Annotated in this window: 24 protein-coding genes; 12 read left to right on the top strand and 12 right to left on the bottom strand. The window is 61.4% G+C overall.

Annotated features, from left to right (window positions below; genetic code table 11):
• Nucleotides 1–26: 26 nt before the first annotated feature.
• The 5 genes from TUZN_RS03615 to TUZN_RS03595 are packed head-to-tail and all read right to left on the bottom strand — an operon-like array spanning nucleotide 27 to nucleotide 3561.
• Nucleotides 27–974 (bottom strand): MDR/zinc-dependent alcohol dehydrogenase-like family protein, encoded by a 948-nt coding sequence (locus TUZN_RS03615; protein ID WP_013679579.1) that lies wholly within the window; start codon nucleotides 972–974, stop codon nucleotides 27–29.
• On the bottom strand, nucleotides 971–1441 hold the full coding sequence (locus TUZN_RS03610; RefSeq protein ID WP_013679578.1) for a DUF2299 domain-containing protein: 471 nt from the start codon (nucleotides 1439–1441) through the stop codon (nucleotides 971–973). The genes TUZN_RS03615 and TUZN_RS03610 overlap by 4 nt, the downstream gene beginning before the upstream one ends.
• A 38-nt stretch (nucleotides 1442–1479) precedes the next feature.
• Complete coding sequence (locus TUZN_RS03605; RefSeq protein ID WP_013679577.1) at nucleotides 1480–2673, bottom strand: ATPase domain-containing protein; 1194 nt, start codon at nucleotides 2671–2673, stop codon at nucleotides 1480–1482.
• A gap of 16 nt (nucleotides 2674–2689) precedes the next feature.
• Complete coding sequence (locus TUZN_RS03600; protein ID WP_013679576.1) at nucleotides 2690–3250, bottom strand: class I SAM-dependent methyltransferase; 561 nt, start codon at nucleotides 3248–3250, stop codon at nucleotides 2690–2692.
• A 14-nt stretch (nucleotides 3251–3264) separates the two neighbouring features.
• On the bottom strand, nucleotides 3265–3561 hold the full coding sequence (locus tag TUZN_RS03595) for an acylphosphatase (protein WP_052886058.1): 297 nt from the start codon (nucleotides 3559–3561) through the stop codon (nucleotides 3265–3267).
• A 61-nt stretch (nucleotides 3562–3622) separates the two neighbouring features.
• Between TUZN_RS03595 and TUZN_RS03590 the strand changes: the two genes are divergently transcribed.
• From TUZN_RS03590 to galT, 4 genes are read left to right on the top strand one after another with little or no spacing between them, the layout of a single operon-like run.
• The gene (locus TUZN_RS03590; protein WP_013679574.1) at nucleotides 3623–6700 is read left to right on the top strand and encodes a S41 family peptidase; all 3078 of its coding nucleotides are present in this window, start codon (nucleotides 3623–3625) and stop codon (nucleotides 6698–6700) included.
• 28 nt (nucleotides 6701–6728) lie between these two features.
• Nucleotides 6729–7838, top strand: a complete 1110-nt coding sequence (glcV, locus tag TUZN_RS03585) for a glucose ABC transporter ATP-binding protein GlcV (protein ID WP_013679573.1) — start codon at nucleotides 6729–6731, stop codon at nucleotides 7836–7838.
• Nucleotides 7835–8971 (top strand): galactokinase, encoded by a 1137-nt coding sequence (locus tag TUZN_RS03580; protein WP_013679572.1) that lies wholly within the window; start codon nucleotides 7835–7837, stop codon nucleotides 8969–8971. Before glcV ends, TUZN_RS03580 begins: the two co-directional genes overlap by 4 nt.
• Nucleotides 8968–9930, top strand: coding sequence for a galactose-1-phosphate uridylyltransferase (galT, locus tag TUZN_RS03575; RefSeq protein WP_013679571.1), 963 nt, complete (start codon nucleotides 8968–8970; stop codon nucleotides 9928–9930). The genes TUZN_RS03580 and galT overlap by 4 nt, the downstream gene beginning before the upstream one ends.
• Here galT and TUZN_RS03570 read toward each other — a convergent pair.
• Nucleotides 9890–10471: a DsbA family protein gene (locus TUZN_RS03570; RefSeq protein WP_013679570.1), complete on the bottom strand. Its 582-nt coding sequence runs from the start codon at nucleotides 10469–10471 to the stop codon at nucleotides 9890–9892. The genes galT and TUZN_RS03570 overlap by 41 nt on opposite strands.
• Before the next feature lie 73 nt (nucleotides 10472–10544).
• On the opposite strand from TUZN_RS03570, the gene TUZN_RS03565 reads away from it, so the two are divergent.
• From TUZN_RS03565 to TUZN_RS03555, 3 genes are read left to right on the top strand one after another with little or no spacing between them, the layout of a single operon-like run.
• Nucleotides 10545–11495, top strand: a complete 951-nt coding sequence (locus tag TUZN_RS03565; RefSeq protein ID WP_013679569.1) for an FAD-dependent oxidoreductase — start codon at nucleotides 10545–10547, stop codon at nucleotides 11493–11495.
• A gap of 29 nt (nucleotides 11496–11524) precedes the next feature.
• Nucleotides 11525–12667, top strand: coding sequence for an ABC transporter permease (locus tag TUZN_RS03560; protein ID WP_013679568.1), 1143 nt, complete (start codon nucleotides 11525–11527; stop codon nucleotides 12665–12667).
• Between the two features lie 35 nt (nucleotides 12668–12702).
• Nucleotides 12703–13782, top strand: a complete 1080-nt coding sequence (locus tag TUZN_RS03555) for a geranylgeranyl reductase family protein (protein ID WP_013679567.1) — start codon at nucleotides 12703–12705, stop codon at nucleotides 13780–13782.
• On the opposite strand, the gene TUZN_RS03550 is transcribed toward TUZN_RS03555, so the two are convergent.
• Complete coding sequence (locus tag TUZN_RS03550; RefSeq protein ID WP_013679566.1) at nucleotides 13783–14967, bottom strand: nicotinate phosphoribosyltransferase; 1185 nt, start codon at nucleotides 14965–14967, stop codon at nucleotides 13783–13785.
• Between the two features lie 196 nt (nucleotides 14968–15163).
• Here TUZN_RS03550 and TUZN_RS03545 point away from each other — a divergent pair, with 196 nt between their 5' ends.
• The 3 genes from TUZN_RS03545 to hxlB all read left to right on the top strand — a co-directional run bounded on the left by TUZN_RS03545 (nucleotide 15164) and on the right by hxlB (nucleotide 17503).
• On the top strand, nucleotides 15164–16291 hold the full coding sequence (locus TUZN_RS03545) for a citrate synthase/methylcitrate synthase (protein ID WP_013679565.1): 1128 nt from the start codon (nucleotides 15164–15166) through the stop codon (nucleotides 16289–16291).
• 198 nt (nucleotides 16292–16489) lie between these two features.
• Nucleotides 16490–16864 (top strand): adenosylmethionine decarboxylase, encoded by a 375-nt coding sequence (speD, locus tag TUZN_RS03540; RefSeq protein ID WP_052886057.1) that lies wholly within the window; start codon nucleotides 16490–16492, stop codon nucleotides 16862–16864.
• Nucleotides 16865–16894: 30 nt separating this feature from the next.
• A complete protein-coding gene (hxlB, locus tag TUZN_RS03535; protein ID WP_013679563.1) occupies nucleotides 16895–17503 on the top strand; it encodes a 6-phospho-3-hexuloisomerase in 609 nt (202 codons plus the stop codon).
• Nucleotides 17504–17559: 56 nt separating this feature from the next.
• Here the strand turns inward: hxlB and TUZN_RS03530 are convergent, their stop codons facing one another.
• A complete protein-coding gene (locus tag TUZN_RS03530) occupies nucleotides 17560–17781 on the bottom strand; it encodes a ribbon-helix-helix domain-containing protein (RefSeq protein ID WP_013679562.1) in 222 nt (73 codons plus the stop codon).
• Between the two features lie 44 nt (nucleotides 17782–17825).
• Between TUZN_RS03530 and TUZN_RS03525 the strand changes: the two genes are divergently transcribed.
• The gene (locus TUZN_RS03525; RefSeq protein WP_013679561.1) at nucleotides 17826–18395 is read left to right on the top strand and encodes a UbiX family flavin prenyltransferase; all 570 of its coding nucleotides are present in this window, start codon (nucleotides 17826–17828) and stop codon (nucleotides 18393–18395) included.
• On the opposite strand, the gene TUZN_RS03520 is transcribed toward TUZN_RS03525, so the two are convergent.
• Complete coding sequence (locus TUZN_RS03520; RefSeq protein WP_013679560.1) at nucleotides 18384–19229, bottom strand: LysO family transporter; 846 nt, start codon at nucleotides 19227–19229, stop codon at nucleotides 18384–18386. The two genes, TUZN_RS03525 and TUZN_RS03520, sit on opposite strands and share 12 nt — an antisense overlap.
• Nucleotides 19230–19271: 42 nt before the next feature.
• Between TUZN_RS03520 and TUZN_RS03515 the strand changes: the two genes are divergently transcribed.
• A complete protein-coding gene (locus tag TUZN_RS03515; protein ID WP_013679559.1) occupies nucleotides 19272–19583 on the top strand; it encodes a hypothetical protein in 312 nt (103 codons plus the stop codon).
• On the opposite strand, the gene TUZN_RS03510 is transcribed toward TUZN_RS03515, so the two are convergent.
• From TUZN_RS03510 to hsp20, 3 genes are all read right to left on the bottom strand, one after another.
• Complete coding sequence (locus TUZN_RS03510; RefSeq protein ID WP_013679558.1) at nucleotides 19550–20260, bottom strand: phosphorylase family protein; 711 nt, start codon at nucleotides 20258–20260, stop codon at nucleotides 19550–19552. The genes TUZN_RS03515 and TUZN_RS03510 overlap by 34 nt on opposite strands.
• Nucleotides 20261–20388: 128 nt before the next feature.
• Nucleotides 20389–22020 (bottom strand): hypothetical protein, encoded by a 1632-nt coding sequence (locus TUZN_RS03505; protein WP_052886056.1) that lies wholly within the window; start codon nucleotides 22018–22020, stop codon nucleotides 20389–20391.
• 107 nt (nucleotides 22021–22127) lie between these two features.
• Nucleotides 22128–22655, bottom strand: coding sequence for an archaeal heat shock protein Hsp20 (gene hsp20 / locus TUZN_RS03500; RefSeq protein ID WP_052886055.1), 528 nt, complete (start codon nucleotides 22653–22655; stop codon nucleotides 22128–22130).
• Nucleotides 22656–22718 lie beyond the last annotated feature (63 nt).

The following is a 22718-nucleotide window of genomic DNA, read 5'->3' as shown; positions in this document are numbered from 1 at the left end:
CCGCCCCGATTTATCTAGGTTTCGCGTCAGAGCCTTACGGCGACCTTGAAAACGTCGCCTTGGGCCTCCTCGAAGGCCCTCCGCCCCTCCTCCAGAGGATAGACGGCGTCCAGCACCGGCCTGACCCTCCCCGACGCGAGGAGCGCGATGGCCTCCCTGAACTCTCTGAAGGTCCCGCAACGGCTCCCCACTATGGCGACCTCCTTGACCACCGCCAGAGTCGAGTTGAAGACGGCGGGGGAGCCCGGCGTGGATTTCAGATGGACGGCGCCGCGCGGCTTCGCCATGGCCACCGCCGCGTCGAGGGCCTTGGGGTCTCCCGAGGCCTCGAAGACTAGGTCGAAGCGGGCGCCGGGGGCCTCTCCCAGATACACGACGTCGGCGAGCCTCTCGAGGGCCTTGAGCCTCCTGCTCTCCCTCCTCGCGACTACCGCCACCTCAGAGGCGCCCAGCAGTCTGAGCACCTGGACCGCGAGGAGCGCCATGTTCCCGATGCCGATCACGGCCGCCCTCTCGCCGGGCCTCAAGGGACGTAGGGAGAAGGCGTTGAGGACGGCCGCCAGAGGCTCGACGAATATCCCGAGCTCGGGAGGCCCGTCGAAGGGGTGTAGCGCGTAGTTGGGCGCGACGAAGTACTCGGCCATGCCGCCGTCGAAGTCTATGCCTAACGTCTTCTTGTAGGGACAGTGGGTGTAGAGCCCCGACCTGCAGTAGTCGCAGGTGAGGTCGGCGAAGTTTATCTCGGACACGACCCTCCGCCCCTTTAGAGGCCCCTCGACGACGATCCCCACGACCTCGTGGCCGGGCACAAGCGGCCTCTTGAACAGGGGGTAGGTCCCCCGGTAGAAGGCCTTGTCGGTGCCGCATATGCCGGCCAGCTCCGTCCTCACGAGGCTCCAGCCCGCGGGCGGCTCGGGCGTCGGCAGATCGACCACCTCCAGCTCGCGCGGCGCCTTGAGGAGGAGGGCCCTCATGCGTAGAGGGAGGTCTGGCCGGCGGCCTTTCTGAAGGTCTCCGCGAAGGAAATTATGACCAAGAGGCCGGCGTTCCTCACCCTGTAGTACTCGTCTAGGAACCTCTGGGCGTCCAGCCCCTCGGCGAGGACCGGCCGCGAGACCTGAATCGCGTCGGGTATCTCGGCGTCCGGCGGGAGGAAGGCGAAGTCGACGCCCATAGAGACGACGGCCCTCTTCAGCTCGAGGAGGAACCGCCGCCTGTCCTGCTCCCTCATCGACGCGAGCGCCGATTTGTGGTCGGGGTGAACCGCTATGCCCATAGCTATCACGTAGAACTCGGCGTCTTTGGGCCTCACCACGTCTACCACCGGCATGCCCGTGGGAGGCGCCGTTGATATGTGGAAAGGCTCAGGGGCGTTCGGCGGTATGACTACGTTGAGGCCCAGCTTCCTAACCCAACGCTCTATTTCCTTATCCAGATCCATAATGGCGACAACGCCTCCCTAAAAAACGTTGAGCGTCGTTATGCCTTCTCGAAGACCACTCTGCGGCCGACCAGCTTGTACCTGAAGCGCAATGGCTCCGTGCGCTCCGGCGTGTAGGCGGTCAACGTTCCGTGCTTGAAGAGGAACGTGTAGTCGGGTATAGAGCCGAGGAGCGGGGCGACCCTCCGCCAGATCGCGTGCGAGTTTATGACGAGCACAGTCGTGGTCTCTCTGCGGAGGGTCGCTTGGTACAACTGGGCCGCCTCGGCGATGGTCTCGGGGCCCGCCACGGCTATCACCTGCTCGTACTGGTCGGCGAAGTGGACGTCGATCCCCATCTCGTTGGCCATTTCGGCCGACCTATACCACCACGTAAGATCCTTGTGCTCCTCTATCGGATGGTAGTACCAGAACAGCCCCTTCACGTCGGTCTTCACGCCCAGAGACTCGGCGAATTTTACGAACGTCGGGATCTGCTTGTGGTGGTGGTAGAGCACTTTCTTGCCGGCGGCGGCCAGCGTAGATGCGGTTATGACCATGAGCTTGCTGGCGAGGCCGTCGGGCGGCCCAACCACCACGACGTAGCTACCCGCTATGACGCCTCCGTTTATCTCTCTGTCTAGCTCCGGCGCGCCGGTCGTGAGGCGCTCGCCGGACACCTTCTTGGCCTCGCGAGGAGGCAAGATGAACTTAGGGCCTCCCTTGGCTAGGACGAACCGGAATACGCTGGGCTCCACGAGCCTTCCCCTGCTCTTGACCACGGCCAGATGCCGCGAGGACCCCCTCTCGGACTGTCTGTAGCCCAACAGAATCACGTTGTCCGCTATGTAGTCGGTCGCGGTGATCTCCTCGCCCTCCCTTATCAACACCACCGGCATTAAGGACGAGAGGAGGTGGTAGAAAAGGTTGTGGACCAGCTCCCTCTCGCCTTCCGGCGTCAAGGCGTTTAGGCCGTCCACCACGACGAAGTCCGGCTTGACCTCCTGTATCGTCTTGAGTACGGCCTCGACGGCCTCCTTCTTATGGGCCGTGGAGATCATGTCGAATATGTGGCGGGGCGGGTCGAGGCCTATCGAGGACAAAAACCGGAGGAGGCGCGACTCGCTCTCGTAAAAGGTGAACCAGGCCGAGTTCCTATGCCTGGCGGCGGCCCACGCGGCGAGGGTCGTCTTGCCGGAGCCGGGAGGTCCCTTGATCAACGTAAGACCCTCCTCAAAGAGCTCCTCCAGCATCTTCTAGAAGGGGCGATTACCTAATAACTTTTTCCGCAACGGCGGCGATCAGAGGATATCTGCGTATTATCTTGACCCCGAAACGCGCGCCTAGGACCTCCCTCAGACACCTCTCGGCGCAACTGTGGTCGCCGACCAACGGCATGCGGTCTCTGTCGACCTCGACCGCCACGAACCTACCGCCGGGCCTCAACGCCCTCGCCACCTCCTCGACCGACTCCTTGTGGGGGCCCCAGTGGTGTAGCGTGAATAGGGCAACGGCGCCGTCGAACGCGCTCTGCCTAACCGGCAGAGCCCAGCTGGCGCCCGCCACTAGATCGGCAGACGTCCTCCTGCGCGCCCGGCGCAACATGGCTGGCGATACGTCGACGCCGACCACCCTATAGCCCCTCTTCTCTAGCATCGCCGCCAGCTTCCCCACGCCGGGGCCTATCTCCAACAACCTCGCCCCGCGGTCCGCCGCTCCGTCGACCAGCTTGGCGGTCGCCGAGTAGGCCCAGTCGAAGATACGCAGTCTGACCAACAGCTCGTAGAAGGCGGCTTCCCTCTCGTCGAAGCGCTCGAAATAGACCTCCACGTACCGTTTACCCCCTAAATATTTTTGGGAGTCGGCAGTATCTTGAAGTCGTCGAACTCCCCCCTGTACTCCTCGTAGGCGACCTCGACCTTCTCGACCCGGGCGCCCGGCGGGCCGTAGTGGGCCCACTCCACGACCTTCCTCACGGCCTCCTCGTCGCCCTCCAAAACGGCCTCGACCGTCCTCCCGTCGGGCAGATTCCTCACCCACCCCCTCACGCCGTAGTAGGCGGCCACGTCCTTCATGGACTGTCTGAAGAAGACTCCCTGCACTTTCCCCCTCACGTACAGATGTACCCGCACCTTCGCCATGCCGGGAATAGGCCCCGGAAATATTTCTTTATGCTTAAAAGAGGCCCCGGCGGAGCCCACAATGAAGGGGTACTACATGTACCCGGACATATACGGCGACGACATGGTGTTCGTCACCGAGGACGACCTCTGGAAATACTCCGGCGGCAGGGCCTACAGGCTCACCTCCGACTTCGGCGTAGTCGTTAGGCCGAAGTTCTCGCCGGACGGGCGGTATATAGCCTTCACCCGGCTGCAACAGACCGACCAGGGCACCTTGGCCGAGGCCTACGTGGTGCCGGCCGACGGAGGCCAGCCCAAGAGGCTGACCTACTTCGGCTCTCCCTACACGCGCGTGGCGGGGTGGACGCCCGACGGGCGGGTGCTGGTCTTCAGCGACTTCAAGATGCCCTTCCCCCAGTGGCGGGAGCTGTACTCCGTATCTCTAGACGGGAGGTACGAGAGGCTTAATCTAGGCCCCGCCACGGCCTTGCTCTACGGCGATGGGTTCGTCGTGTTGGGCCGGAACAACTACGACCTGCCCTACTGGAAGAGGTATAGGGGCGGCATGAGGGGCGTCCTCTGGATCAGCAGAGACGGCGGGAGGACGTTCGAGAAGCTGGTCGACCTCCCGGGCAACGTCACCTCGCCCATGATTGTCGGCGGCAGGATATACTTCGTGTCCGACCACGAGGGGGTCGGCAATCTGTACTCTGTGGACCCCTCCGGCAAGGATCTGAGGAGGCACACCGACTTCAAGGAGTTCTACGTCAGGAACGCCAGCTCCGACGGGCGCAGAGTGGTCTTCCAGATGGGCGGCGACATATATCTATACGACCCGTCTGGTCGCCTCGAGCTCCTCGACATAGAGGCTCCTCTGGCCAGAAAGCAAAAGGCGCCCAAGTTCGTCGACCCCTTCAAATATCTGGAGGGCTTCGCCTTGCCCTCGGGCGACTCCGTCGTCTTGATCTCCCGCGGCCAGGCCTTCCACATGCCAGCCTGGGAGGGGGCGGTGGTCGGGCTGGGCGCCGGCGGCGCCACGAGGTACAAGCACGTGTCGGCTGACGGCGACAAGATCGCCGTGTCGACCTACGACGGCGCCGTCGAGATCTACGGGAAGGACGGGGCGTTGCTCAAGAGGCTGGAGCCGGGGCTGGGGCTGATAGAGGCCTTGGCCCTCAAGTACCCGAGGCTGGCCTTGGCCAACCATAGAGGGGAGCTGTGGCTGTTAGACGTCGAGACGGGGACCGCGGCATTGGTCGACAGAAGCGAGTACGGCCTAATAACGGAGCTCGCGTGGCACCCCTCCGGCCTTTGGCTCGCCTACTCCCGGCCCTCGGGCCCCTACACCCAGAACATAAGGCTGTACGACGTGAGGTCCGGCAGATCCCACGACGCCACGCCGCCCACGAGCTTCGACTACGGCCCCGCCTTCGACCCCGACGGGAGGTACCTCTACTTCCTCTCAAGGAGGGCCCTCAACCCCGCCATGGACCCCGTCCAGTTCTACTACGTCTTCGCGAAGCACTCAAAGCCTTACCTCATACCTCTGAGGAGGGACGACTTGTCTCCCTTTGTCGAGTACAGAAAGGCGGAGGGGGCGGCGCAGGATATAGACGTGGAGGGCATCGCCGCCAGGGCCGAGCCCTTCCCGGTCGACGAGGGGATATACGCGGCCGTCGTGGGGCTTAAGGGCGGGAAGGTCGCCTGGCTTAGATACGAGGTGGAGGGGGCCCTCAAGTACTATCTGTGGTCGGCTCAGGAGAGGAGGGGCGTCGTCGAGGTTTACGACTTGGAGACCAAGTCCAAGGAACAGCTGGCGTCGGGCGTCTCGGCCATTCGGGCCTCCCCCGACGGGAAATATCTATTGCTGAAGGAGGAGGGCAGGCTGAGGCTTGTCGACGTGGAGAAGAGGCCCGATATGCAGTCGAGAGAGCCGGGCAGAAAGAGCGGGGTCCTGGACCTAAATAGGGTAAAGGTCTACGTAGATCCGGCGAAGGAGTGGAGGCAGATGTTCCGCGAGGCCTGGCTGTTGATGAGGGAGAACTTCTGGAGGGCCGACATGAACGGCGTCGATTGGGACGCCGTGTATAGGAAGTACGAGCCTCTTCTAGATAGGGTGGGGACGCGGTACGAGCTGAGCGACTTGATCAACGAGATGCAGGGGGAGCTGGGCAACAGCCACGCGTACGAGGTGGTGCCCGACTTCGAGGTGGATAAGCCCTACCCGGTGGGCGGGCTGGGGGCCGAGTTCGCGTGGGACGGATCGTGCTGGCGCGTGGCCAAGATCTTCGTCGGCGACCCCGCCAACGAGGGCGAGCGGAGCCCGCTGGCGGCGCCGGGCCTAGACGTCAAGGAGGGGGACTGCGTGCTGTCCATAGGCGGGACGGCACTCGGCCCCGACACGCCCCCGGAGGCCGCCCTCCTCAATAGGGCCGGCGACGTGTTGTGGATAGAGACCAGGCGGGGCGACGCGGTCCGGCGCTTCCCCGTCAAGACGCTGAGGGACGAGAGGCATATCGTATACAGAAGCTGGGTGGAGCGCAACCGCCGCTACGTGCACGAGAAGACCGGCGGCAGGGTGGGCTACGTCCACGTGCCCGACATGGGCCCCTACGGCTACGCCGAGTTTTTCAGGTCGCTCGTGGCGGAGGGCTACAGAGAGGCGCTCATAATAGACGTCAGGTTCAACAGAGGCGGCCATACGTCAGGCATGTTGATACAGCGGCTGGCCGCGAGGGTCTTCGGGGCGTTTCTAACTAGATATTTCAAGCCGACGCCGTACCCCGAGCTCGTCGTGCCCAAGGCGCTCGTGCTGATAACTAACGAGTACGCCGGCTCTGACGGCGACATATTCACCTACGACTTCAAGGCGTTGGGGCTGGGACCCGTCGTGGGGACCAGGACTTGGGGCGGCACGGTGGGGATAGATACCAGGTATAAACTAGTCGACGGCACTATAATAACCCAGCCCAAATACGCGTTCTGGGCCGAGGGCGTCGGGACCGGGATAGAGGGACGCGGCGTGGAGCCCGACATCTACGTGGAGATTGCGCCGCACCACTACAGAGAAGGCGCCGACCCGCAACTCGATAGGGCAATCGAGGAGGCCCTCAAGCGGCTCGGCGCCTCGCTCTCTCTGGAGTCCGTCAGAGCTTAATTTTAAAATTAGGCAATACGTAAAACCCATGGTCGTAGTCACCTTGGAGCACGTTGACAAGATATTTCCGCCGAACGTCGTCGCCCTCAAGGACGTGAACCTCAAGATAAACGACGGCGAGTTCTTCGTCGTGTTGGGCCCCTCTGGCCACGGCAAGACCACCTTCCTCAGAGTTCTCGCCGGGCTTGAGGTGCCGACGAGGGGCCGGATACTCTTCGACGACGACGTCATAGTGGACGTGGAGAGGAAGGTGTTCGTGGAGCCGCCTAAGAGAAACGTCGGCATGGTGTTCCAGAACTGGGCCCTCTACCCCCACATGAAGGTCTTCGACAACATAGCGTTCCCCCTGAAGATAAAGAAGTTGCCCAAGAGAGAGATCGAGGCGAGGGTGAAGGAGGTGGCCGAGATTTTGGGCATAGGGGATCTTCTGGACCGCTACCCCCGCCAGCTCTCGGGCGGCCAACAACAGAGGGTGGCCATAGCGCGCGCCTTAGTCAAACAGCCGCGCCTACTGCTCCTCGACGAGCCCTTCTCCAACCTAGACGCAAGGATACGCATAAGCGCCAGGGCGTTCGTGAAGAGGCTCCAGAGGGAGTTGAAAATAACAACGATATTAGTGACGCACGACCAGCAAGACGCGTACTCCGTCGCCGATAGGCTGGCCGTGCTGAGGAGAGGCGTGATACAGCAGGTAGGCGGCGTGGAGGACTTGCTGGAGAGGCCCGCCAACCTATTCGTGGCGACCTTCTTGGGAGATCCGCCCATGAACGTCTTCGAGGCCAAGCTTCTGAAAGAGGCCGGCGGCTATCTGGCCGACGCAGGCTCACTGAAGATACCCCTGCCGAACTCCCCCGCCTTGGCCGAACACGTGGGGAAGAAGGTGTACGTGGGCATAAGGCCGGCCGATATCTACGTGGCGGAGGCCCCGCAGAGCAAGGACGACGTGGCTATACCCAAGGGCAGAGTCAAGATAGTTGAGGTAACGGGCTTCGTGACGACGGCCTTGATCGAGTGGGACGGCCTAGAGGCCAGAGTCGAGGTGGTGGGCAGGCCGCCGGCCGAAGGCGCCGAGACTGTCGTGTACGTGAGGCCTCAGAAGATCAAGGTTTTCGGCGAGGACGAGAAGGCCGTGCTGTGAACTACGAGGTACTGGCCTCCGCGCCGGGCCGTCTGGATTTCTTGAACACGCACCAGGACTACAAGGGACTGCCGGTGGTCTCTGTCGCGATAAACCTACGGACGCGCGTCAAGGCCCGGCGCCTGCGCGGGGCATGTAGGGCGAGGTCCCTCAACACCGGCGAGTCCGCCGAGTTCAAGCCCGGAGAGCTCCCCGCCGGGAGGAGCTTCGCCGACTACGTAAAGGCCGCGGTTGTGTCCCTACAGCGCTCGGGCGTGGAGGTGGGGGGCTGCGAGCTCGAGGTGGACAGCGACGTGCCGATAGCCTCCGGCATGGCGTCGAGCGCGGCGCTCCTCGTGGCTACAGTCGGCGCGCTGTCGGCCCTCTGGGGAGGGCCCGCGGATCCGGCGTTTGTGGCCGAGACCGCCTACCGCGCGGAGAGGGAGGTGATGGGCATACCGTGCGGCCGGCTGGACCAGTACGGGTCCGCCTTCGGCAGGATATCGTACATCAACACCAAGCCTCCCTACAACGTGGAGCGGCTCGAGCTGGATAGGGGAGTCTTCGTGGCGCTCGACAGCGGGGTGCGGCACTCAACGGCGGAGGTGCATCCCCAGAGGCAGAGGGAGCTGGACGAGGGGCTCAGGGCGCTACTCGCCGTGGTGCCCCCCAGCATAAGGGAGAAGCTCGCGGAGAGGCATTGGAAGGTCAAGTGGGAGGAGCTGGACGAGGAGGAGCTGAAGCCCTATCTGGACAAAATACCGCGCGTGCCGGCCAACCGCATCCTCTTCACTATCAGGATGCACAGATCCACCCTCGTCGCTCTGGACATACTGAGGGGGAGAAAGGCCGAGGCGCCGTATCTGCCGCCGCTCGACGGCGACGACTGGAGGGCGAGAGGCGTGGGGGCCGTCATGACGTACCAGCACAGCCTCCTCCGCGACCTATACGACGTCAGCATACCGGAGCTCGACAGGTTGGTCGAGGGGGCCTTGGCTAAGGGGGCCTACGGCGCCAAGCTGTCCGGCGCGGGGCTCGGCGGCGTCGTCATGGCCCTCGCGCCGGAGGCCGCCGCGGGCTCCATTAGAGGCGTCGGGGAGGCGCGCAGCTGGGTCTTAAAAGTCGACGACGGTCTGCGCGTGGAGTACCTATGAGCGAGGTGAGGAGGGATCCCACCACCGGCGATTGGATAGTCGTGGCGCCGAGGAGGCTGGAGAGGCCCTGGCAGCCCGAGTCCTTCTGCCCCTTCGACCCGGGCGCTCCCGAGACCGGCTACGGGTGGGACGTCTTAATTCTGCCCAACAGATACCCGGTGGTGTCGCCAGAGGCGCCGGCGCCCCAGACCGACGGCTTCTACGAGGCCGTGAGGGCCTACGGCAGGGCCTTAGTTGTCGTCGAGACGCCGGAGCACAACTTGGACGATCTGAGCGATCTGCCGAGGGAGCAGATAGAGAGGGTGTTGAGGATGGTGAGAGACGAGATGGCCAGGGCCGCGTCGGACCCCGGCGTCTTGTACTTCCTGTATTTCAGGAACAAGGGGAGGGAGATCGGCGTCTCCCTCACCCACCCCCACGGCCAGATATACGAGCTCCCTGTCGTCCCGGAGCGCGTGGCCAGAGAGCTCGAGAGGGCCGAGGAGTACTGGCGCGGCCGCGGGCGGTGCCTCCACTGCGACGTCGTGGCCAGGGAATCGGCGTCGGGCAGGGCCTTGTTGAGGGGGGCGTATTGGGCCGCCTTCGTGCCGTACTACGCCAGATGGCCCCACGAGGTGCACGTATACCCCCTCCGCCACGTCCAGCTCTTGACCCAGCTAGGCGACGGGGAGCTCGCGGAACTCGCCGGCGTCCTCAAGGCGGTTCTCTGCGCCCTCAAAAACGCCGTTGGGAAGCCCATGCCCTACATGATGGTCCTGCACCAAGCTCCCTTGAGGGGAGACCACCGCTACTACCACCTACACTTCGAGATCTACGGGATGTATAGGCCGGACGGGAGGCTGAAATACGCGGCGAGCGCCGAGACGGGAGCCGGCATATACACCCTCGACACCACGCCGGAGGACGCCGCCGAGAGGCTCAAGAAGGCGCTCGCCTCTTGCCCGAGAGGTATTTCTTGATGAGGTCCTCCACCTCCCCCAGGCCGTCCTTGACCTCGACGGCCTTCCCGCCGTCTACAATTGCGGCTGTGGGGACCCCGGTCACCACGGCGTCTATGGAGAGGGCGTATTCGTGGGCGAGCTCGTAGGCCAGCTCGGGGTCGTCGGCAAGGCGGCCGACCTTGCCCCTAACGCAGCTCTTCAAGTCGCCGAACTTGCCCCTGGCGTACTCCAACTGCTCCTCTATCGCCTTGGGCTCGTTCCGCACTGAGGACGTTATCTTGAAGAGCTCCAGCAAGTACCTCACCCGTTGGACCGGGTCGTCGACGCAGAAGGCCGAGAGGTTTGCCAGATAGGACCCCTCCGCGGTCTTCGGCGAGCCCATGTCCTTCCATATGGCGTAGTGGACGGGCAGGTACACCAGCTCGAAGTAGGCGCCCGAGGCGAGGAGGTCGCCCCATAGGTCAAGCGCCGACTTGGCGCAGAAGGGGCAGTTGACGTCGTAGAACTCCACCAGATAGGGGTTCTCTTTCTCGCCTACGCGGGTGACGAGGGCCTCCATGCGTGGAAAACGGAGGGATCTATTTTAGCCTTTCTACGTAAGATTTATATTTGATGCCGTCCATCCTTGTCAAATGCGTAGAGTCGTCGTTGTGGGCGGGGGGATCGCCGGGATCTATTTCGCCTACAGGCTCCTTCAAGCGGTGCAGGCCGAGGTCGTGTTGGTGGAGCCTAAGCCGGTGCACGAGTTCGTGATAGGGATACCTATGGCCTACGGCGGCCTGGTCGCCTTCAGGGACTTGATATTCCCTCTGTCCCAGCTCAAGAAGGTCAGACACGTGTGGGACCACGCGACGGCCCTAGACGGGACTTGCGTGAGGCTCTCCAACGCACGGAACGTATGCGGCGACTACGTCGTGTTGGCCCCCGGCTCCTACAAGGTGGGGACCGCGGAGTACTGGAGCGTCGAAGGCGCCGAGAGGCTCTACGAGCTCATGATGAGGACGAGGGCCGTGCGCTTCATAGTGAGCGAGTTCACCCCAGTGATAGGCTTCCAAGAGATAGCCTACGCCGTCAAGACCAGGTTCCCCGAGAAGGAGGTGTCAGTGCATCTGATCTACGTCTCCGACGACTACGTGTTTCTGCTCGAGCCTTGGAAGGCCAAGGCGAAGGAAATAGGCGTGGAGGTGACGGGCGACCCGCCGCCGCATAAGGCGGTGGACGAGCTCCACATATCCGTCCCGGCGGTCAGGCCCCACCCCCTCACGGCTGGGCTTGAGCTCAAGCCGGAGACCTTGGAGACGCAGTACGAGCGGGTGTACCTCATAGGCGACTCCGCCCTCCTGAAGCTGGGCCTCCCGCCGATCGGGTGGGGATCCCTCTGGCAGGCCTCGTTGGCGGCGCAAGCCGTCGCCTCGGAGATAAGCAAGGGGTATATAGAGATCTCTCCCGACGAGTGGAGCTCGCAGTCCGACCCGGAATCGTTCAAGAGGTGGCTGACCTTCAGGATGGCCACCGGCACCCCGCTCGTCCATCTGAAAGGCCTCTACCAGCTCTGGGCCAGAAACGTCGTGGCGTCGCTGTAGGCTTTATATAGCTGTAGGAGCCGCTCGACGTGCTGGCCGAGGCGCAACTGGCTTGGGGCGCCTTAAGGGAGCGGAAGGGGAGGACCGTAGGGGCGATAATAGGGGTGCTCATAGCCTTCGTCGCGCTCACGTTCGCGCTTTCCGTCGGCGACGCGTTCAGGGCAGAGACTCTCAAGTTCTTTGAGGGCCTCGGCGTGAACAACGTCTTCGTGCTCGGCAGATTCACCGACGCGGACGTGGCGACCATAGCCACCTACGCGGCGCCGTACGCGACGTCGGTCGTGCCCATCTCGGTCGCCATGGGCTCGGTAAGGCTCCCCAACGGCCGCGTGGAGTCGGTCAACATATACGGGATCCCGGGCAGAGATATAGGCGTGGTCGTGCCCTCGTCCGCCCTCTACGCCGGCTCGGACAATATAGGCGGCAGTCTCGCCGTGGTCGGCTACTACGTGGCCTTCGACCAGAACACTGGCGCCCAGCTACTCTCGGTGGGGTACCCCCTCACGCTCAACTACGGCGGCAGGTCGTACACGGTCGTCGTCTCGGGCATAATGGCCCCGGAGCACCCCGGCGTGATCAACACGCTGGACTCGGTCATACTCGACGAGCCCCAGTTCAGATCCATGACGGGCCAGATCGGCTACCAAATAGTGGTCGTCTCGCTAAAGGACACCAAATACCTTGGAGAGGTCCAGAGCCTCCTCAAGGCCGCCTTCCCCGACGCCCAGATAGTGAACTTGCTCTCGCTGGTCCAGACTCTCAACCAGTTCTTCGCCGGCCTCGAGCTTTTTCTCGGCTTGGTTTCTGGCGTCTCTACTGTCATTACTGCTCTGTGGCTTTACGATACTATGACCATATCTGTGCTCCAGAGGACTAAGGAATTCGGCATACTTAGAGCCGTAGGCTTCAGAAGAAGACAGATAACAGCCATGATACTCTACGAAGCCCTAATAATTGCGGCTATAGGAATAGCCGCCGGCGCGGTCGTCGTCGAGTTGTTGACCCTCGTGCCCATCGGCTTCTTCCCCGGTATGTCTATCCATCTAACTGTACCGCTCCACATCGCTATCGCGACCGCCGCGCTAGTTGCGGCGGTCAACGCCGTCGGCGCTCTGGCTCCTGCCATTAGGGCCGGCAGACTTAACGTAGTCGATGCGCTGAGGTACGAATAGGGAAAGGTTAAAAGTACGCCTCGTGACGACATACCGTGTACGACTTGGTCATAGTCGGGGCGGGCCCCGCCGGCGCCACGGCGGCTGTGGTCGCCACGAGGTTGGGGTTGAGGACTCTAGTGGTCGACCGCTTCAAGCCTCCTAGAGAGAAGCCGTGCGGAGGCGGGTTGACCCCTAGGACTTGGAAGATGTTGGAGAGGTTGGGGATAGAATACCACTGGTACGGCGAGTGTAGGGAGGTCAGAGTGAAGGTGGCCGACATAAGGTACACGCATAGGGGCGAGCCCATAAGGGTGACGCGGAGGCCCGAGTTCGACAAGGCGCTCCTCGAGCAGTCCCACGCCGAGTTCGTCGTCGACAAGATCGTGAAGGTGGAGGGGGGCAGAGCCGTGGGGGAGAAGGGCGTGTACGAGGGGGCCGTCGTCGTGGGCGCCGACGGCGCCAACAGCGTCGTCGCCAGATCGCTGGGGGAGCCGCCGCCTAGCTCCAAGACACACGCGATAGCGTTTATGTCGATCGCCGACGGGAGCTTGGGCGATCTCTGCGTGATAGATTTCGACTTCGCCCACGAGGAGACGGGAGGCGTCGGCTACGCCTGGGCGTTCACGTTGGGGGATAGGGGAGCCGACGTCGGCATCGGCGTCGGCTGGGGTCCCTGGATGGATTTGAGAAGGCCTTTGGCCAAATGGGCCGAGTCGCTGGGGCTCAAGGCGGGCGAGGTTATGGGCCATCCCCTCAGCCTGGGCTCTCTGCGGAGGCTCGGGCGGGGCAACGTGATCCTGGCGGGCGAGGCGGCGGGCTTCGTGGACGCCTCGACTGGCGAGGGCATATATTACGCCGTAGCCACGGGAGCCCTCGCCGCGCAGGCCGCCTACGTGGCGCTTAAGGTGCGGAACAACCCCGGCGAGGCCGAGGCGGTCTATAGACAGCTGGCGCGGCCCTACGTCGAGGAGATACGGAAGAGCAGGCTCATCAGCAGACTCCTCGGCGCCTTCGGCTACAACAAGCGCGTGGCGAGGCTGGTCGGGCCGAGCCTCGTGAGGCTCTACAAGATGTTGACGTCAGGCGAGGCCACCTACGGCCCCCTTCTGATAAAGCCCAAGATCCTCCGTTGATCAGAGTTCCACGGCCTCCAGTTGCCTTAGGACGTACTGCCTTATTTCGTCCTCGTCGGGCATCCTCTCGACGATCTTGCCCCCCTCCATATACTTCTTCATGAGAGGCCTCGCCGTAGATCCGTCGGGACAGCGCGGGGGCGGATCGCGCCAGGGAGCCACTATATGCTTGCCGCCGCAGTCGTAAACCTGCTTGAAGCCGGGCAACTTGCCCCTCTTGGTGATGGGCATCCACTCCCCTCCGACTTTGACCTCCACTATGTCCATGGATATATCGACGCTGGGCGGGAAGGCTATGGAGGTCCCTACCCCGAAGGCGTCGGCGACCTCCGCCAGCCTCGCCACCTCCTCCTCGTCGAGCCCTCCGCTTACGACGATCTTGACGTCTTTGTACCCGGCTAGGTCGAGGGCCCAGCGGACCTCCCTCGCTATCTTCAACATGTCGCCCCTCCTGCTGCCCGGCGTGTCTAGCCTAACCCCCCACAGCCTCTCGCCCAACAGTCTAGCCGCCATTAGGGACTCCTCCCTCTCGTCCAGGAAGGTGTCGGCCAGCACTATCCTCGGCACGTCTGGCGGGGCGGTCTTGTCGAACCAGATCCACGCCTGCGCGTGGTCGCCCTTGAGCGCTCTGAAGATTATCATCAAGGCGTGCGGCATGGTGCCAGACGGCCTCTTGCTCAACATCTCGGCCCCCAAGACGCCCGACACCCCGTCGCACCCGCCTATATACGCCGCCCTGTCGGCCATGGGCTGGACGGCCGGATGGAGGACCCTTGCGCCGAAGAAGAGGCAGGTCTTGCCCCGGGCCGCCTTCTTGACCCTCGCGGCCTTGGAGGCTATGCTGCTGTAGTGTCGTAGTATGCCCAGCACCGTCGTCTCGTAGACGGCGAAGTCGACGTACCGCCCCTCTATTACCATGAGCGGCTCGTTCTCGCCGAAAAGAGCGCCCTCGGGAAGAGAGTAGACCGTCACGGGCTTCCCCTCCAAGGCGTAGAGAGCCTCCTTAAGCCCGGCGTATACGGCCCACTTGTAGCCCTTCGGCAGAGACGCCACGTGGAACTCCGCCCGCACTACGGCGTCTTCGAGCCCGGCGGCCTTAAGCGCCTCGACGGCGCGTATGAAGTATATGTCGGTCGCCTTGCCGGCAGTAATATCCTCCGGCGAGGCTATATGGAATTTCGCCATAGATCTACGTCTTGTCTACAGTTTAGTGTTTTACCCGCAAAATATGCGAATCTAGAGAAAGGCGTTTTCAATAAATAAAACCATTTTATCGTCTCTTTAATGTTCATATTATATAATTATTATTTTCGTCTATTCTCATGATCTATGGTATTAGATATTTACATCAATAGTTAAAACCGGTCGTCTAAGCGGCGCCATGGCCTACTCGCCCGGCCTGGAGGGAGTCGTGGTCAAGGAGAGCGAGATATGCCTAATAGACGTCGAGAACTCCAAGATATACTACCGCGGCTACGACCTGGAGGAGCTGGCCGAGAAGTCGACCTTCGAGGAGGCCGCATATCTCCTGATCTACGGCAGGCTTCCCAAGGCCTCCGAGCTGGCCGAATTCAAGCGGTTGCTCGCCTCCATGAGGAGGCCGCCGGACCACGTCATCTCGATAATGAGGTCGGCGCCGCGGAGCGCCGAGCCGATAGACGTCTTGAGGACTGCCGTGTCGGCTATGGCCCTCGGCGAGGATCTCTCCGACAGGTCGCGCGAGGCTGAGCTGAGGAGAGGCCTCGCGGTAATGGCGGCAATGCCCTACGTAGCCGCCAACTGGGACAGAATAAGGCGGGGGCTCGACGTGGTCGACCCGCCGGCGGATGGACAGGCGGAGTACTTCCTTAAGGTATTGAGGGGCGGCGAGCCCACCCCGTTGCAGATAAGGGCCATGGACGTAATGATGGTTGTCTACGCCGAGCACAGCATGAACAACAGCTCCTTCACCGCCGTCTCCGTCGCCTCGACCCTCAGCGACATGTACGCAGCATTGACCGCCGCGCTGGCCAGCCTCAAGGGGCCTCTCCACGGAGGGGCCAACGTAGACGCGGCGAGGATGATAGAGGAGATCGGGTCGCCGGAGAGGGTGGAGCGGTGGGTCGACTCCGCCTTGGCCTCCGGCAGGAGGATCCCGGGCTTCGGCCACAGAATATACAAGAGGGGGCCCGACCCGAGGCTCAAGGTCTTGAGGCGGCTTGCCGAGGCCTTGGCCAAGGAGTCCGGCGACTCTAGGCCCTACGAGGTCGCGAGGCGGCTGGAGGAGTACGTCCACTCTAAGCTTTCGGGCAAGGGCATATTCGCCAACACAGACCTCTACGCCTCTGTGATATTCAAGTACCTCGGCCTGCCGACAGACCTCAACCTCCCCGCCTTCGCCATGTCGCGGGTCGCAGGCTGGATAGCCCACGTATTGGAGTATAGGGCGAGGAACCGGCTGATAAGGCCCACCGAGAAGTACGTGGGCCCCGTCGGTCTGAGGTATATCCCGCTGGCGGAAAGGAGATAACGGGCCAAGGCAGGCGAAGGGGTATATAAACTTACATAGATAGGCCAAACAAGACAGTCGACAAAGTTGGGACCGCCTCGCAACGTGGAGGCTTCTCCCGCGCCGACCGCCGTGATTTATATCAAGAGCGCCGAGATTTGGGGATTATCGGCGTATTCCTAGGGGTCAATTTTATATACTCGCCAGCATCCCCCTTCCATGCGGGGGGACGCCGGGGTGGAGACGGTAGTTATAGGCCGCCATGTCTACGGCAACCTCTACGACTGCGATAGGGATGTCCTTCGAGACGAGACCAGGCTTATACAAATAGTCAGAAACGCCGCGAGGATAGCCAACGCCACGTTGGTCTCGGTGAACACGTACAAGTTCGGCGCAAACGGCGGCCTCACCGTCTTCGCCATAGTTGCGGAGAGCCATATATCGATACATACATGGCCCGAACACGGCTTCGCCACAGTCGACGTCTATACCTGCGGGAACACGGACCCAGAGGCCGCCTTCAACTACATAGCTAAGGAGCTGAACGCCCAGAGGGTTGAGGTATTCCGCGGCGACCGCTCTCTGAGGAGATAGGCTTTAAAAATATAGATTTTTGATTCTGTTATGTCAGAGACATTTAAAGCGGCTTTTCTAGAGATTGCAAATTTTATTCTATATTCTCTGAACAAGCTCGATTTAAATAGTATAGGGAAGTTTACAGATCTCCTAGTATCTGCATATAAGGAAGAGCGAGCCGTTTTGGTAGTCGGCATGGGCCGTAGCGGGCTCGTCGCCAGGGGCTTCGCCATGAGGTTACGCCACCTCGGGATACACTCGTACGTGTTGGGCGAGACCATAACGCCTCCAGTGGACAAAGACGATATAGTGGTCGCGATATCGGGCAGCGGGACTACCCAGATTGTGGTGGCCGCCGCCGAGGCCGCCAAGAAGATGGGCGCCGTCGTGGTGGCCATAACCACATACCCCGACTCGCCGTTGGGCAAACTCGCCGACATAGTAGTGTTCGTCCCGGGCAGGACCAAGGTGGCCGTCATGGACGACTACTTCGCCAGGCAGATACTGGGCCTCCACGAGCCCCTTTCGCCGCTCGGCACACTGTTCGAGGACACGGCGATGGTGGTCCTCGACGCCGTGGTGGCCGACTTGATGCGGCGGCTGGGCAAGAACGAGCACGATTTGGCCAAGAGACACGCTAATATTGAAGTGCCTTGAGCTGGGCGTGATGACGACGGTGTGTGGCGAGGATGAGCGGTGGTGACACTGCTGAGCTATCTCCCTCTGATCGCTTCTATGTCCTCGTCATCGATCTTGACGTTGTACCGGTAGAGGAGGTCCTCCAGCGCCGTCTCGACCACATCCGACCGGCTTCTGAAAAGCCCCAGCTTCACTAGCGCGTCGAGGTTTCTGATATGTTCCTCTGTTAGATAGACGGAAACGACCGCCAGCCTCCTCACGCCGTATTTCCTCCTCCTTTCCCCCCTCTTACCCATAAGATAACCGGTCCATATATTTAAGAGTGCAAGCACCAGACGCCATGAGGATCTTCGTGGGGGTTACCGGGGCCTCGGGCGCCATATATGCCGTGAGGCTCCTCGAATACCTCCGCAAGCTGAACGTCGAGGTGCACCTGTCGGTGTCGAGGACGGCGTGGAAGATCGTGAAGCACGAGGTCGGCCTGGATAGGGACTCCGTGATATCGCTCGCCGACTACTATTGGGAGGAGGACGACCTTGAGGCGCCGCCAGCCTCCGGCAGCTTTAGGATAGATGCCGTGGCGGTGGTCCCCTGCTCCACCAAGACGCTCGCCGCAATTGCGAACGGGCTCACGACGAATCTCATCACTAGGGCGGCCGAGGTGGCCTTGAAGGAGAGGAGGAGGCTCGTCCTCGTCGTGAGGGAGTCGCCGTTGAGCCTAGTCCACATACGGAACATGGAGCTGGCGACTGTTGCAGGCGCGGTGGTCATGCCGGCGGCTCCTCCGTTCTACCACAAGCCCAAGACCTTGGAGGAGCTAATAGACTTCTTCGTCGGGAGGATACTCGACGTGTTGGGGCTGGAGCACGACTTCATAAGGCGTTGGGGCCGCGATAGGCTAAGGAAATAGCCTGTACACGAGGGGGACCACTATCGGCACCGCCACGGTCAACACGACGCCGTTCACCACGGCCGGCACCACGGCCTCTGCGCCGTATACGGAGCGGTACAGCGGCAACGTGTTGTCCATCGTCGTCGCGCCGCCCACAGCCAGCGCCGCGTCGGGGGGTATACGGCTCGCCAGAAGCGGCGTCAGCACAAACGTCAGCTGTTCTCTGAAGAAGTTGGCGAGGAACCCCAAGGCGCCCAGAACCGCGTTGCCGGACGCCGAGAGCAGGAAGGGCCCCGTGAAGCTGTACCACCCCATTCCGGCGGCCACCGCCGGGCTGACGCCCAGCCATAGGTAGAAGGCGAGGCCGACGGCGAGGCTCGACGCCAGCGAGGCGAGCGGCACGGCTATAAGCCTCGGGCCTATCGTCAGCCCCCTCAGCCGGCCTATGTCGGCCCCCGCCAAGAAGAGGAGCACCACGAGTATGGGCCCGATCGCCGAGGCGTAGGGCGCCTGGAAGAAGTAGCCGACGGCGATGCCGGCCAGGAGAGCCGACACTGCGACGACCGACACCTTGGATCCGGCGGCTTGCGAGGCGCCGCGGCCCCGCGACAGCAAGGCGAAGGGCAACAAAGAGGCGAGCGCCGCGGACAGCGCGTAGCCGAAGGATAGGGCCACGATATAGCCCGCGTTGTCGACTACGGTGCGCGCCCCCTCGGCCGACGCCGAGAATATTACGGCGGCGACCACCGCAGTGAACGCAAAGGAGGGGATCCTAAGCCCGAGGAATCTGCCCGCGACGTATCCGAGCCCCATCGCGGCCATGTACTCGGCCATCTCGGCGAGAAGCCTCATGGAGGGGGCGGCGTCAGTTGCTTTTATATGTTTAGAACAAACATGGGAGTCGGGGAGAGTAGGCCGAAACTAATCTTCTACATCTCGGCGGGGGGCGAGACGATGACGAACGCGGACGAGGCCGAGGTGAAAATTTTCTTGAAACTAAAAAGGCCGAGGTGCAGGTCCTGCGGATCTGCCGTGGGTCCCGACAACGTGGGCTATCTGGGCATATATAGGGGGGTCGTCTCGGCGTACTGCTCTAAGTGCGTGGAGGCCATGCTGTCGGAGGTCGAGGCGGCGTTAGCGTTATTAATGGGGAGGAGGTATAGGTCGATGATTCAAGGGCTGCCGCTCCCGACCGATGACGAGTAAGAACCCCAAATGACCTCTAGGACTCTTTTGAAGACCTCGACGAACCTATTGCGCAGGTCGGCAGTCTCCTCTCTGCCCACCACGTTGCTCACCACCAACACGCAGGCGGTCTCGAAGCCCCTAAGCCAGCCCAACATCATGGCCGCCGCGCACTCCATCTCCACAGCAACCGCGCCCCAAGACCTCCAGAGATCCGCCACGCCGGCCTCGGCGTAGAAGGCGTCGCTGGACACGACCGGGCCCAGCACGGCCCCGAGGCCCTTCAGCCCCTCGTAGAGCTTCGCCGTCAAGATAGGCGAGGGAGCCAGCGGCGGACACGCGTTGCCCATGTACGCAGAGAGGACACCCCCGCCGTGGGCGGCCGCGGCGGCCGAGGCCACCACCACGTCGCCTATCTTCAGATCGGCCAAAGCGCCGGCTGTCCCTATCCTCACGAACCTCCTCATGCCGAGCATTCTGAGCTCCTCGAGAGCTATGGCTATGGACGGAGCGCCTATCCCGTGTGCCACTATGGTGATGGGCATGCCTCTGTATTTGCCGGTGTAGACGGGATACCTATTGGCGTTGACCAATTCAGCGCCTATCTCCTCCGCGTAGAGCTGAGCCCTCGCCGGGTCGCCGACGCCGATGACCGTATCAGCAATATCGCCCCTATTCGCCTTTATGTGGTACGGCATGGAGAAAGTTGGCGGTGTTTATAACAGAATTCGTTGGAACCGCTTCAGAAGACGGCGAGGACATCACGCCCCGGCAGTAGTCGATGCAGTATGAGATATAAAATATTTAATGTCAAAAATAGATATATTTAAGCACCAGCTATACAGATAGGTGTGGTGCTACCGCTAGATATACCGCTTATGTAAGTTCCCGGCACTTGGGGCCGTATGACGATATTGGAGGACGTGCTTGTTGCTCCTGACAACTGGGGGACTATGTATATGGCCCAGTACACGCGGGCCCATATATTTTGGGTGATATAATTATAACAGATTCCACTAGGCGAACTAGATATTACCGTAGATGTATATACATAGTTATCGAAATATATACCAAACACCGCGCTATAGGCATTCGACTGCGAGAAGCTCGGCAGAATTAGAGCCGCTGGGGTTATGTCCTCGAAGTAATTGGGAAAGTTGCTGTCACTAGCTGGCTGGCCTATATCAAACGCCCAGGTTAGGTTGGCTACTTCGACAGTCACGCCGTTGGGATATACCGTAAGCGACTGGCTGTTAGAGCAACTTATGCTTTCGCTCGTGCCGGGAGGCGACGTTGTCTCGACACCGATAAATGGAAAGATGAACCCGTTCCTGAACGATATACCAAAGTAGATGTTGTATTCGGAAGTGCTGCCCGTAGGCGGCGGATTCCACTCGCTCGGCGAAAAGGCGCCGCCCCCTATGTCGCCTATAAACACGTTGGTTATCCCGTTTTGGTACATCTGGTAGCCGTAGTAATAGTCTATCGCGCCTAGCTGTCTCACGACCTCCCCGCCGTTGTTGTACATAGTCGACGACTCGTAATAACTTTCGTACCCGATGACCTGCATAGGTAAGTAGTAAGTCGGGTTATTGTTGGGCGCTTGCACTCTGTAAATATAATTGCCTATAGTTGTACAAGTATCCCAATAGAAAGTTCCATTACCATCGGCGTAGGCTTGCACGCCCGCGGCGGATGTGCCGACGAGCATCGGCGCGGCCCATATGAAGGTCGAGTTCTTCCCCACGTAGGTGCCGGCCGACGGGGTAGCCAGCTTAGGGAAGTTCTTGTACTCATTTAAACAAGGATCGGGGCCCGTCGCGGGATCCGCCCCGAGCCTCGCCACGAGCTTGGGCAGTTGATCTAGGTATATCGGCCCTATGACTAGGCCTCTCGGCCTTATCCACTTGACGACGTAGAGGACAGGCTCCCCCGATCCTACAGGTATGAGCGGCACCGCGAATAGGTAGTCCGGCAGGGCCGCCCCCGGCCAAACCGTCCCGTTGATGACTCTGTTGTTGGAGGCCTCAGCCCAGGCGTAGCCGAGTAGGTATTCTGCCTCTGCCTCGTCGCTGGCGTTGCCGTATACCGCTATTAGGTCGCCTCTAGCGATGGCCGACTCCAGATATCTGAGCGAGGATTTATTGGCCTTCAAGTAGGGCCAGTATATCAACACCACGCTCTCGTTGGGGACAGCCGGCAGATCGCCGAGCTGGATCGCCACAACGGATACGTTGAGGCGCCGCGCCGCCACATCGCCGAGCCAAACCGGGCCGACAACGTAAAGCCTCCTGATCTTGACAGTCGGTAGCTGGCCGGACGGGGCGGAGCCCGCGGGCGCCGGACCCAATCCCGCGACATTATTTGCTTGTAAGGTCAGGCTCAAGGTGGCGACCCATGTGGCCGCCGCAGACAACACTAATACAATAATGGTAACTGCTAGTTTTGTTTCGGACACGTCGGCTTTATCCGATAAAGGATATAAACTTACAACGGCGAGGGAGGTCCCGCTTATAGTGGAAGTGGAATTTTCCCGAAAGGTGCCGCCCTGGGATCCGGCTTAAGTTATTCGACCTTTATTTCGAATCCCTTCTTGGTCTTGTCCTTCTTCTCGAGCTCGACGACCAACACGCCGTTTCTGTACGAGGCCTTGGTCTTCTCTGGTATTACCTCTCCCGGCAACGGTATCTCCTTATAGTATTTTCTGTCCTTGCCCGAGGCGCTGATTATAAGCGTCCTGTTGTCGTCGCTGAGGCGGACCTTTATGTCGTCCTTATCGACGCCGGGCATCTCGGCCACCACCTTTATCTTCCCGTCGTCCTCGACCACGTCTGTGAGCGGCTCTATTTCGTCCACCACCTCTATCCCCGCGCCTTCCCTTCTGCTCCTCACGTTGCCGAACTCCCGCACTATGGGCTTCCCGTCGGGGCCCATCGTGATCTCGAAGCCGTAATAGTAGAACCGGGGCTTCCCCCTATACTGGTACCTCGGCTCCGTCATCCTCTGGAACTCCTCGTCTATCTGCCTCTCCAGCTCCTCGAAGAACCTCTGCCACCTCTTTATCATCCTGTCGAACTCGTCGAACACCGACATGTCTTCTATGTTGTCTCTGTAGCTAAAAAGCTTTCTCCGCAAAGACTTTTATAGACGGGCCCT

This window comes from Thermoproteus uzoniensis 768-20 (assembly GCF_000193375.1).
Classification (GTDB): domain Archaea; phylum Thermoproteota; class Thermoprotei; order Thermoproteales; family Thermoproteaceae; genus Thermoproteus; species Thermoproteus uzoniensis_A.
The sequence above is the reverse complement of the archived record's forward strand: the minus strand, read 5'-3'. Positions and strand labels throughout refer to the sequence as shown.

Bases quoted from the DNA above. Each gene is read 5' to 3' on its own strand.
- TUZN_RS03565 (WP_013679569.1), top strand. From the start codon at position 10,545: ATGCGTAGAGTCGTCGTTGTGGGCGGGGGGATCGCCGGGATCTATTTC.
- galT (WP_013679571.1), top strand. From the start codon at position 8,968: ATGAGCGAGGTGAGGAGGGATCCCACCACCGGCGATTGGATAGTCGTG.
- hsp20 (WP_052886055.1), bottom strand. From the start codon at position 22,655: ATGTCGGTGTTCGACGAGTTCGACAGGATGATAAAGAGGTGGCAGAGG.
- TUZN_RS03615 (WP_013679579.1), bottom strand. From the start codon at position 974: ATGAGGGCCCTCCTCCTCAAGGCGCCGCGCGAGCTGGAGGTGGTCGAT.
- TUZN_RS03520 (WP_013679560.1), bottom strand. From the start codon at position 19,229: ATGAGGCTTCTCGCCGAGATGGCCGAGTACATGGCCGCGATGGGGCTC.
- TUZN_RS03595 (WP_052886058.1), bottom strand. From the start codon at position 3,561: ATGGCGAAGGTGCGGGTACATCTGTACGTGAGGGGGAAAGTGCAGGGA.
- TUZN_RS03525 (WP_013679561.1), top strand. From the start codon at position 17,826: ATGAGGATCTTCGTGGGGGTTACCGGGGCCTCGGGCGCCATATATGCC.
- speD (WP_052886057.1), top strand. From the start codon at position 16,490: ATGCGGGGGGACGCCGGGGTGGAGACGGTAGTTATAGGCCGCCATGTC.
- glcV (WP_013679573.1), top strand. From the start codon at position 6,729: ATGGTCGTAGTCACCTTGGAGCACGTTGACAAGATATTTCCGCCGAAC.
- TUZN_RS03605 (WP_013679577.1), bottom strand. From the start codon at position 2,673: ATGCTGGAGGAGCTCTTTGAGGAGGGTCTTACGTTGATCAAGGGACCT.
- TUZN_RS03570 (WP_013679570.1), bottom strand. From the start codon at position 10,471: ATGGAGGCCCTCGTCACCCGCGTAGGCGAGAAAGAGAACCCCTATCTG.
- TUZN_RS03510 (WP_013679558.1), bottom strand. From the start codon at position 20,260: ATGCCGTACCACATAAAGGCGAATAGGGGCGATATTGCTGATACGGTC.
- TUZN_RS03590 (WP_013679574.1), top strand. From the start codon at position 3,623: ATGAAGGGGTACTACATGTACCCGGACATATACGGCGACGACATGGTG.
- TUZN_RS03530 (WP_013679562.1), bottom strand. From the start codon at position 17,781: ATGGGTAAGAGGGGGGAAAGGAGGAGGAAATACGGCGTGAGGAGGCTG.
- hxlB (WP_013679563.1), top strand. From the start codon at position 16,895: ATGTCAGAGACATTTAAAGCGGCTTTTCTAGAGATTGCAAATTTTATT.
- TUZN_RS03545 (WP_013679565.1), top strand. From the start codon at position 15,164: ATGGCCTACTCGCCCGGCCTGGAGGGAGTCGTGGTCAAGGAGAGCGAG.
- TUZN_RS03610 (WP_013679578.1), bottom strand. From the start codon at position 1,441: ATGGATCTGGATAAGGAAATAGAGCGTTGGGTTAGGAAGCTGGGCCTC.
- TUZN_RS03550 (WP_013679566.1), bottom strand. From the start codon at position 14,967: ATGGCGAAATTCCATATAGCCTCGCCGGAGGATATTACTGCCGGCAAG.
- TUZN_RS03515 (WP_013679559.1), top strand. From the start codon at position 19,272: ATGGGAGTCGGGGAGAGTAGGCCGAAACTAATCTTCTACATCTCGGCG.